The organism is Flaviflexus sp. (assembly GCF_041440645.1).
GTDB lineage: Bacteria > Actinomycetota > Actinomycetes > Actinomycetales > Actinomycetaceae > Flaviflexus.
Genome location: NZ_JASDVN010000062.1, coordinates 23,747 through 33,986, shown reverse-complemented (window position 1 = coordinate 33,986; position 10,240 = coordinate 23,747). Strand labels below are relative to the sequence as shown.

Annotated in this window: 8 protein-coding genes; 2 read left to right on the top strand and 6 right to left on the bottom strand. The window is 61.6% G+C overall.

The annotated features are described in order from the left end of the window. Positions 1-39 precede the first annotated feature (39 nt). On the bottom strand, positions 40-825 hold the full coding sequence (locus QMB98_RS09230; RefSeq protein WP_371685445.1) for an MBL fold metallo-hydrolase: 786 nt from the start codon (positions 823-825) through the stop codon (positions 40-42). A gap of 460 nt (positions 826-1,285) precedes the next feature. Here QMB98_RS09230 and QMB98_RS09225 point away from each other — a divergent pair, with 460 nt between their 5' ends. Together QMB98_RS09225 and QMB98_RS09220 are read left to right on the top strand one after the other, a co-directional pair. Then, a complete protein-coding gene (locus QMB98_RS09225; RefSeq protein WP_371685444.1) occupies positions 1,286-3,142 on the top strand; it encodes a DUF349 domain-containing protein in 1,857 nt (618 codons plus the stop codon). 388 nt (positions 3,143-3,530) lie between these two features. Further along, positions 3,531-4,064 (top strand): hypothetical protein, encoded by a 534-nt coding sequence (locus QMB98_RS09220; RefSeq protein ID WP_371685442.1) that lies wholly within the window; start codon positions 3,531-3,533, stop codon positions 4,062-4,064. Here the strand turns inward: QMB98_RS09220 and QMB98_RS09215 are convergent. The 5 genes from QMB98_RS09215 to yajC are packed head-to-tail and all read right to left on the bottom strand — an operon-like array spanning position 4,006 to position 10,210. Next, positions 4,006-6,315, bottom strand: a complete 2,310-nt coding sequence (locus tag QMB98_RS09215; protein ID WP_371685441.1) for a bifunctional (p)ppGpp synthetase/guanosine-3',5'-bis(diphosphate) 3'-pyrophosphohydrolase — start codon at positions 6,313-6,315, stop codon at positions 4,006-4,008. The genes QMB98_RS09220 and QMB98_RS09215 overlap by 59 nt on opposite strands. Before the next feature lie 39 nt (positions 6,316-6,354). Next, positions 6,355-6,897: an adenine phosphoribosyltransferase gene (locus QMB98_RS09210; protein WP_371685440.1), complete on the bottom strand. Its 543-nt coding sequence runs from the start codon at positions 6,895-6,897 to the stop codon at positions 6,355-6,357. Beyond that, complete coding sequence (secF, locus tag QMB98_RS09205; protein WP_371685439.1) at positions 6,894-7,895, bottom strand: protein translocase subunit SecF; 1,002 nt, start codon at positions 7,893-7,895, stop codon at positions 6,894-6,896. Before secF ends, QMB98_RS09210 begins: the two co-directional genes overlap by 4 nt. After that, a complete protein-coding gene (secD, locus tag QMB98_RS09200) occupies positions 7,895-9,859 on the bottom strand; it encodes a protein translocase subunit SecD (RefSeq protein WP_371685437.1) in 1,965 nt (654 codons plus the stop codon). Before secD ends, secF begins: the two co-directional genes overlap by 1 nt. Beyond that, positions 9,860-10,210: a preprotein translocase subunit YajC gene (yajC, locus tag QMB98_RS09195; RefSeq protein WP_371685436.1), complete on the bottom strand. Its 351-nt coding sequence runs from the start codon at positions 10,208-10,210 to the stop codon at positions 9,860-9,862. Positions 10,211-10,240: the final 30 nt, after the last annotated feature.

The window sequence follows — 10,240 nt, the reverse complement described above, 5'->3', positions numbered from 1 at the left end:
TCACACGCGTGAAGTACTGCCCTTTGTGGGCAATACCAATCACACAGTGACCATCGCCGCTTTCCGCAGGAACTCGTTCGCCTGCAACTGGTATCCGAGAGTGGAGAGCTGTCCGTGGCCCGTGGCCAGGACCGTGTCCGGGTTGATGGAAACGGTCAGCATGCGCAGGGTGGACTGCATTTCCTTCTCGTCACCACCGGGAAGGTCAGTGCGGCCGATTGAGTCACCAAGGATGACATCGCCGAGGAACATGAACGCAACGGGGCTAGGTTCGCTGTTCTCGCTCGCACCGCAGTTGCAGCCCTCGCAGCCGCCGCCGCTACAACCATCCTGCGACACGGTAATGGCGCCCTCGCCATCCTCAAGGATGCCGGCAGAGAGGTAGCCAACGGAGCCTTCCGTGTGGCCGGGAACCATGACTGCGCGAACCGGGAAGCCGGGAAGAATCTGAGCACCGGAGCCCTGGAGGCACAGTTCCGGGATCACCTCAATGTTGGTGGGCTTGACCCACTCCGACCCGAGGTCGGCGGGGGTCGTTCCGAGTCCACCGGTGTGTGCCAGCGGATCGTCGAGGCGGTACAGATCGGGCTTGGTAATAAAGACGGGCTTATCCCCAGCAACAGCCGCAGCATCCCACACGTGATCGGGATGTCCGTGGGTGAGCAGTACTCCAGCAAGCTCAAGGCCCTCATTGGCCAGCTTTGCCTTCACCCATTCGGCGCTGCCAGCGCCGGGATCCACAACCATTGCCTGCCTGGTTTCCGTGTTCTCCCAGATGTAGCAATTCGCTTCGAGGAACGTGTCGGTGTAAATGAACAAACGCATGACACTACGTTAGCTTGCTTCGATCCCCTGACCAACACACCAGAGTCCCGGATCCACGCTCGGAAATGATCCCAGAGAGGCGAGAAATCAACGAACAAGCGTTCATGGAAATCAACAAACGTTCGTTCATGGGAACGCGGAAGATGTGTACTCAGGAAATCGAAGTTCGAACAGAGAATGTGAGGCCAGTTTGAAGAGAGATACGAAACCGGCGTGAAGAGACATGTGAAAGGTACGAAGTGAAGAATGTGAAAGCAGGAGGAGAGAAACTTAGGCACCCGACCATCGCTCGAGCCCGCTTTTCTCACTTACTTTGTCGTCAATAACGATCAATTTCGTTGGTCAATAACGAGCAATTTCGGCCCATTGCTACGATGTGAGCCAGAACATCGTAGACTATAGTTCGTCCCAACACGAGAACGGTCACGCTTATGCCGACCCCGTCCCGAGGAGTAATACGATGACGCAGTCAACACCGGGCACCGAGCCCAGCAACAATGAAGCCGCTCAGCCAGAAGAAGCGGCAACCAACAACGAGCGGCCGCAAGAATCCGACAACACTGCGTCGCAATCAGCCACTGAAGAAGTAGGTCCCGAGGTCGCCGAAGAAGCCACCGCGGAGGTCACCGAAGAGCAAGCCGCTCCGGTAGCAGAAGTTCCAGAGGCACCGATCGAGGATGCCCCTGAAGCCCCTGCCGAAGAGGCATCCAAGGCCCCAGTTGAGGAAGCCCCTGCAGCTCCTGCTGAAGAAGCTGCTGAGCCTGGCACTGGTGAGGCACCAGCCGAAGCAGTCGCGGACGAAGCACCCACTGAGACAGTAGCGGATGCTGTGGAGGCTCCCGAGGCTCCTGTGGCTCCAGCCGAGGAGGCTCCCGAAGCTCCCGCTGAAGAGGCACCCGCCGCTGAGGCAGTTCCGGCTCCGAAGCCGCACAACACTGTGCGCCCGACTCCTCCGGCTCCCCCGGCACCCGGCCGTGCCGTCCCTCGTCCTCCGAAGGGTGGCCCGAAGCCTCCTGTCCCCGGTAAGCCTGCTGGCAAGCCTGCAGTCGTTCCGCCCGCTCCCCCGGTAGATCCCAAGGCCGCCGCTGAGGCAGCCGAGTGGGGTCGCGTTGACGAGGAAGGCAATGTCTTCCTGCGTGCCTCGGGTGATGAGGGTGAGCGTCTCGTTGGTCAGTACGCGATCGGTGATTCGAAGGAGGATGCTCTCTCGGTTTACGTTCGTCGCTACCTTGACCTGGTTGCACAGACCTCTCTGCTCGAGTCTCGCCTCGAGATCGTGAACCCTCAGGAGATCATTCCCGGTCTCAAGTCCCTCGATGAGGCTCTGGTTGAGCCCGCTGTCGTCGGCGACGTCGCTGCCCTCAAGGCACGCGTTGAGGCCATTCGTGAGCGCCTCAAGGTCCGTCAGGCAGAGTTCGATGAGGAGCGCCGTGTCGCCAAGATTCAGGCCCTCGCCGATCGCACCGCGATCATCGAGCGTGCCGAGGCCATTGCGGCCCAGGATCCGGAGCACACCCACTGGCGTGACTCCCGCAATGAGCTGACCTCCCTGCTTGAGCAGTGGAAGCGCGCTCAGAAGGCCGGCCCCAGGATCGATCACTCCGCCGAGGAGGGACTCTGGAAGCGCTTCTCTCGTGCACGTACCGAGTTTGATCGCCACCGTCGTCAGCACTTCTCCCAAGTTGAGACCAAGCAGAAGGAAGTGACCGCGAAGAAAGAAGCCCTCATCAAGCGAACCGAGGAGATGTCGGGTTCGACCGACTGGGGTGCAACCTCAGCCGCCTACCGTGACCTCCTGGAAGAGTGGAAGGCCGCGGGCCGCATCTCCCGCAAGGAAGATGACAAGCTCTGGGCTCGCTTCCGTGCTGCACAGCAGGTGTTCTTCGACGCGCGTCAGGCTGATCGCGACTCGATCAACTCCGAGCAGACCGAGAATCTTGCCAAGAAGCTTGAACTCATCCGCGAAGCGGAAGAGATCCTCCCGATCAAGGACATTCAGGCAGCGAAGAAGAAGCTGCACGATATCCAGGATCGTTGGGAGCAAATTGGTTTCGTTCCCCGCAAAGACATCTCCCGCACCGAGGGTCGCCTCCGCGACGTCGAGTCCGCCGTGCGTGCAGCTGAGGACGAGCAGTGGCGCAAGACCGACCCCGCCAAGGTCGAGCGCGCCACCGGCTTCGCCGCCCAGCTTGAGGATGCCATCGCCCGCCACGAGGCAGAGCTGGCAGATGCTCAGGCCCGAGGCGACGAGAACGCAGCCAAGCGCGCCCAGGAAGCACTCGATGCTCGCAAGTCCTGGCTCGAGCAACTGAAGTAGTCAGCACACCGAGTTCACATTGCTCGTGACACCTTAAGCATCAATTGAATCAATCGCTGAGGCCCCGCAAGGGGCCTCAGTCATATCCGACGTCCTCACTTTCCTGCACACGGATGCAGGTAGACCACCCGTTACACGAGGGCAAAGGAGCCGAAGCGGTACTTGCAAAGTCACGGGATGAGCATGTTGCACCTCAAGGGATTGGTAGGCTCCACCTCAAGGGGTGAGCACGGTGGGTGTGGCTCTTCCCTGTTCGCTTGCTTGCACCACATTCGGGCCGGTTGTCTGTTCGTCCCCAGGTCACGGGCCCAGAACTTCTCCACAAACTGTCCCGAATGAACTCGTGGGCCATGGGCACGTGGTGAGGTTGGGTATGGAGTTTGCACCGGTGACTGAGATTGAGTTGGGGGCAGCCTTTCACGGCGATCCCCGCATCGGTGACATGTGCATTCTTGGACCGGATCACGCGGTACCCCAGGACTTCTGCGCGACACCCGAGCTGCGTGCCACCGCCATGGCCGCCACGCTCCGGAGCCCCGCCGTGTTGGCGGATGAGAGCGCCGTGTTTGTCTACACCGGGTTTTGGACAATCAATCCGCTTGCGCTTCGGGAGATCCCGTGCGCTCCCCTGCCCGGCAAGTCAACGAGATGGACGACGGACCGCAGGTTGCTCAAAGACCACCACATCGTGCACATTGGGCGGGCTCACGTGACCACCATGGAGCGTACGGCCGCGGACCTACTCCACCAACCACTGGATCGGACACTGCCCGCGCTCATTCTCCTGCTGAAGGCGGGACTGAACGTGGACGGGGTCCGTCAGGTTCTGGGTGAACGGTTTCGTGGCAGGGACAGCTGGTTCGCTAATCGGATGATGGCGCAGATTGCCCAGAATGCAACCCAGTATCCTTTGCGCCGGTGACGCGGTAGGCCTCGTAGACGCCCTCGATCTCCTTGAGTGCACGGAGCACCTGAGCGAGATGCCGGCTGTCCGCCATCTCAAACGTAAACCGGGACTTGGCGACGCGTTCGCTCGAGGTGTTGATGTTGCCGGAGATCATGTTGACCCCGTGTTCGGACAGGACGCGTGCGATGTCGGCGAGGAGGCCTGCACGGTCCAGTGCCTCGATGGCGACCTGGACGAGGTAGACGGAACCACCGTCGTCCTCCGACCACGAGACGGGCAGGAAGCGCTCCGGTTCGCGATTAAGGCTCTTGACGTTCGGGCAGTCTGCGCGGTGCACTGACAGCCCGTTGCCACGGGTCACGAAGCCCACGATCTTGTCGGGCGGGAGCGGGGTGCAGCACCTGGCGAGCTTGACCATGACATCGGAGTCGTCCAAGTTCTCGACCGTGACGCCAGCCGAGTTGGTTGCGGGACGGGTGCGGATCCTCGTGGGGGTCACTGCCTCGGCAAGAGTCTCCTCAACGCCGGCCGCGCCACCCTGGGAGGCGATGAGCTTGCGCACCACGGACTCGGGCGACACGTGGCCCTCACCGATTGCGGCATAGAGGTCGCTGACGTCGGTCCTGTTGAGGTCGTCGGCAACGCCCTTGAGGGTGTCGTGGGACATGAGGCGGTGCACGGGCTGGTTCCGGCGCCTAATCGCCTTCGCGAGGCGCTCCTTGCCAATATCGATGGCCTCGTCCCTGCGGCTCCTCGTGAACCAGGACTTGATCTTGGCGCGGGCACGTGGGGAGGCGACGAAGTCGAGCCAGCCCTGGCTCGGGCCAGCATCCGTGCCCTTCGCTGTGATGATCTCGACCGTGTCACCCGATTCGAGCGTGTGGTCGAGGGTGACGAGGCGGTCGTTGACCTTCGCACCGACGGTGCGGTTACCGACCTCGGTGTGGACGGCGTAGGCGAAGTCGACGGGGGTGGATCCCGCGGGCAGGTCGAGGACCTCGCCCTTCGGGGTGAACACGTAGACGCGGTTGCCGGACATTTCGTACCGCAGGGAATCAAGGAACTCCGTGGGGTCCGCTGTCTCGCGCTGCCAGTCAACGAGCTGGCGGAGCCAGTTGAGCTGGGTTTCCTGCTCCGTGGGCAGGTCCTTCTTGGCGCGGGTGGCGTTCGGGTTCTCCTTGTACCGCCAGTGCGCGGCCACGCCGTACTCGGCGCGCCTGTGCATGTCATACGTGCGGATCTGGACTTCCATCGTGTTCTGATCGGGTCCGATCACTGTCGTGTGGATCGACTGGTACAGGTTGAACTTCGGGGTGGTGATGTAGTCCTTGATGCGGCCCTGGATCGGGGTGAACAGGGTATTGACCACACCGAGGGTGGCGTAGCAGTCCCTCACGGACTCGACGAGCACGCGGATGCCGATGAGGTCGTAGATGTCCTCGAAGTCGCGACCGCGCAGGATCATCTTCTGGTAGATCGAGAAGTAGTGCTTCGGGCGGCCCGTGATGGTGCACTTGATGCGGGCGTTCTTCAGTTCCCTGCCCAGCTGTTCCTTGACGGACTCGAGGTAGGCTTCACGGCCGGAGCTGCGCTCCGACACGAGCCGATCGATCTCCCGGTACACATCCGGGTAGAGGGTCTTGAACGAGAGGTCCTCGAGCTCCCACTTGATCGAGTTCATGCCAAGGCGGTGCGCGAGGGGCGCGTAGATCTCGAGTGTCTCGCGGGCCTTGTTCTTGGCGGAGTTCGAGGGCACGTACTTCCACGTGCGTGCGTTGTGGAGGCGGTCGGCCAGCTTGATGAGGAGGACACGGATGTCCTTCCCCATGGCGATGACCATCTTGCGGACAGTTTCGGCCTGGGCGGCCTCGCCGAACTCGACCTTGTCGAGCTTCGTCACGCCATCAACGAGCAGCGCGACGCTACTACCGAATTCCTTACTCAGTTCATCCAGAGAGTAGTCCGTGTCTTCAACGGTGTCGTGCAGAAGGGCGGCAACGAGGGTGTCCGTGTCCATGCGGAGTTCGGCAAGGATCGTGGCGACAGCAACGGGGTGGGTGATGTAGAGTTCACCGGACTTTCGGGTCTGACCCTCGTGACATCGTTCCGCGACCTCAAACGCGCGGATAACTTTGGCCCGGTCAACGTCCCTGCCTTCGACCGCCGCCATGAGCGGCTCCAGGATTGCTGGGACATGCTGGGTCCGCCCGCTCAGCCAGGCCAGTCTCGACCTGATGCGGGGAACGTCACTCTCCGGTTCCGCCATGCCCATCATTGTACGGCGGAACCGGAGAGTTCGTGAAAATTAGTAGGTCAAGACAGCTTCGACGTTGCGTCCCGTGAGACGCTCACGGCCACCGAGGGCCGCAATCTCCATGAGAACGCACAGGGTGTCGGCCTTGCCGCCGGCAGCCTCGATGAGCTCGAAGGCCGCGTTCGCGGTGCCGCCCGTGGCGAGAACGTCGTCAATGACGAGCACGCGGTCGCCGTCGTTCACGGTGAAGGGCTGGAGCTCCATGCGTGCCGATCCGTACTCGAGGTCGTAGTCGATGCCCACGACCGGTCCGGGCAGGCGGCCCGCCTTGCGCACCGTGATCATGCCGACTCCCAGGGCGACCGCAAGGGGTGCGCCGAGGATGAAGCCGCGGGACTCGAGCCCCGCAACGGCGTCGATCTTGCCGCGGTAGCGCTCTGCCAGGATGTCGATGAGTGCCTTGAATGCCTGCGAATCGGCGATCAGGGGTGTCACGTCCTGGAAGAGGACTCCCGGTGCCGGGAAGTCGTTGACTTCGCGGATGTGGGATTGAACGAGTTCCACGATGTCCTGAGGGAACGTGTTGTCTGTCATGCCTTCTCCTCAATCTTTTCCGCGGTCGCGCTTTCGCGCCGCGCCAGAACACGTTCTGTGTGCTCCTTGATGTCCTGCTGTCGTTCTCCGAGGGTGACCGCCAGGGGCGATGCCACGAAGATGGATGAAATTGCCGAAACAAGCATACCGACAAATAGTGCCAGAGACAGGTCGCGTAGCGTACCCGCTCCCTGGAAGAGAATACCAATCACCAGGATCGCGCCGACGGGCAGCAGACCCGTGACGGACGTGTTGATGGACCGGATGAGGGTCTGGTTGACGGCGAGGTTCGCCGCCTCCGCGTACGTGTACTCCTCCTGCTCGGCAAATCCCTTCGTGTTCTCGCGGACCTTGTCGAACACGACCACCGTGTCGTACAAGGAATAGCCGAGAATCGTCAGGAGGCCGATGACCGTGGCGGGAGTGACCTCGAAACCGGAGGCCACGTAGACACCAACGGTGATAAGAAGGTCGTGCAGGAGCGCGCCGATGGCGCCGACCGCGATCGTCCAGGTTCTGAAGTAGATCCACAGAACCACGGAAATGAGCACAACGAAGACCACGAGAGACTGGGCAGCCTGCTTCGACACGTCCGCACCCCAGGTGGGTCCAATGAAGGTGGAGGCCACGTCCTCAACGGGCACGTTGTACGCCTCCGCCAGACCGCTCCTCACCTCCTGGGTCTCCTCATTCGTCAGCTCACCGGTCTGCACACGAATCGAGTTCGCACCGACCTCAGAGACGCGGGCAGAGTCCTCACCGGAATAGTCGGCCACGATGTCGATCGCGTCCTGCTGGCTCATGTTCTGAGTGCCGGAGATCGTGAACTGGCTGCCGCCTCGGAAGTCGATGCCGAGGTTAATGGGCTTGAAGGCGAGCAGAAGCGCGGTCACCACAATGAAGAACAGTGCAATCGAGTACCACAGCTTCCGCTTCCCAATGATGTTGAAGCTCTTCTTACCCGAGTACAGGTCGTTACCGAGGGAGTACATGGACATTATTTTTCCTCCCTAGCCGCGGCGCGGCGTTCGGCGGCCCGTCGTTGAGCAAGAGTCATCGGCTTCTCATCGATCGCGTCCTCGAGGCTCTCGGATTCGACGGACGCGTCATTATCAGTCGATGCCTGCTTCGCATCGCGTTCGCGTTGCTTCTTCCGCGCCTTCTTTGAGGGCTTGGATGCGGCCTTGGTGCGTTCCTTGGTGGCGACCCCGCCGCGGGCGGGAGCCTCGTCCATGACGTCACCGTCGAGCTCGGGATCGGGACCCTCGTTCTTCTTCGTGACCCTGCGACGCTCCTGGGGTTCGCGGATCCTGCCCGCACCCGCGTACATCGGGTCAACACCGAGAGACTCGACCGACATGCCGGACCAGCGGTGTCCCTGACCGAAGAAATTCGTCTTGACCAGGAGCTGCATGACCGGATAGGTGAACAGCATGACGACAACGACGTCAATGATTGTCGTGAGACCCAGCGTGAACGCGAAGCCGCGCACGCCACCAACGGCCAGGAAGTACAGGACGATGGCGGCAATGAGGTTGACGCCATCGGACATGAGGATGGTTCGGCGGGCACGATGCCAGCCGTACTCGACGGCGCCCTTGAGCGACCGCCCATCCCTGATCTCGTCCCTGATGCGCTCGAAGTAGACGATGAACGAGTCGGCGGAGATGCCGATCGAGATGATGAGACCAATGACGCCAGCGAGCGACATGCGGTACCCGATCATCCACGACAGGAGCGAGATCAAGAGGTAGGACAGGCCTGTCACGGCCACGATCGAGGTCACGGCGAGAACGCCGAGGCCGTGGTACTGCCAGAGCAGGTAGAGCACGATGAGGCCCGCGCCGATCGCGCCAGCGATCAGCGAGTTCACGAGCTGCTCAGAACCGAGGGTTGCCGAGATCTGATCCTCGGACTGCACCTCGAACGTGAGGGGCAGGGAACCAAAAGACAGCTGGTTGGCCAGAGAGGCGGCCTCGGTTGCGGTAAAAGTACCGGAGATCGCGGCAGTGCCACCCAGAATGGGTTCCGCCAGGGAGGCAACCGAGATGATGGAGCCGTCGAGAACGATCGCAAACAGGTTCTTTGCGGCACCCTCCGGGTACTGCGCGAGCCTCGTGGTGACGTCGGCAAACTTGTCGCCGCCCTCTCCCGTGAACTCGAGGTTGACCTGCCAGCCACCGATGGTCTGTCCCTGCTGGTTGACGCGGGGACCCGAGTTCGCATCCGCAAGGTCGCGACCATCGAGCTCGGTGGGGCCAAGGATGTAGGAAGCACCGGTCTCGGGATCACACGCGACGATCGAGACATCGGCCTCGGTGTAGGTGTTCTGCAGGCGAGCATCCGGGGCCGCACAGTTGATTGTCAGTGCCTGATAGATGACGTCTTCCGTGATCCACGCATCGTCCGAAGGCGATTCGGGGGTGGCTGCGGGCTCCGTCGAGACCTCGCCATCCCCATCCATGTCGGCCATGGCCTTGGCGGTTGCGATCTGCTCGTCCGTCAGAGCACTGCCATCGGATCCGTACACGGGGGTCAGTCCCTGGTTGGCGAGCACCTGACCGGTGTAGTCAATGACGGGACGCAGGCGCAGGACCGCGGAGGTGCGGACCAGGTCCAGGGTTTCTTCGCTCGGGTTACCCGGCAGACCAACAACAATGTTGGAGCCGCCCTGGGACGTGATCTCGGCTTCGGAAACACCGGAGGCGTCAACACGCTGGCGAATGATCTCAATCGCCTGATTGATGTCCTCCGTGGTGACCTCGTAGCCGTCTTCAACAACGGGAGACAGGATGATCTGGGTGCCACCCTCGAGGTCGAGAGCGAGGTCCGGTGACCAGCGGGATTGGCTACCGCCAATGCTGCCCGCAGCCAGTGAACCAACAAGCGCGATCACAAGGATCGCGAAAATGACGAGACGTGAGCGAGGCGACCGTTCGGTCGCCTCTTCGTGTGTGCTCACTTACCGTTCCGTGGGACGGTCAAGATCAGAATCGCGAGGGGTCAAGCCGTCAAGGCTGTCCTCGTTCTCCTCTTCTTCCGCCTCGTACGTGTGCTCGTACGGGGGGTCGATGACGGAGTTGATGGCGGTGGCGAGCCACTGCGTCTCGTCACCCGATGCGGACTCGAGGGTGACAACGCCACCATCGATGTCGACGATCTGGCCGATCATGCCCGTGGAGGTCACGACGGTGTTACCCACCACGAGGGCGGTCTCACGCTGTTCGGCTGCGGCAGAAGCCATCTTCTTGTTTGCGCGACTCATCATGAACATGAAGAGGGCAAAAATGACGATTAGGATAATGAATTCCACGAGGGACTCTCTTTCGACTGACAATCAGAT

Excerpts from the sequence above, each read along its gene's own strand:
- QMB98_RS09230 (WP_371685445.1), bottom strand. The coding sequence starts at position 825 with ATGCGTTTGTTCATTTACACCGACACGTTCCTCGAAGCGAATTGCTAC.
- QMB98_RS09225 (WP_371685444.1), top strand. The coding sequence starts at position 1,286 with ATGACGCAGTCAACACCGGGCACCGAGCCCAGCAACAATGAAGCCGCT.
- QMB98_RS09215 (WP_371685441.1), bottom strand. The coding sequence starts at position 6,315 with ATGGCGGAACCGGAGAGTGACGTTCCCCGCATCAGGTCGAGACTGGCC.
- QMB98_RS09210 (WP_371685440.1), bottom strand. The coding sequence starts at position 6,897 with ATGACAGACAACACGTTCCCTCAGGACATCGTGGAACTCGTTCAATCC.
- secF (WP_371685439.1), bottom strand. The coding sequence starts at position 7,895 with ATGTCCATGTACTCCCTCGGTAACGACCTGTACTCGGGTAAGAAGAGC.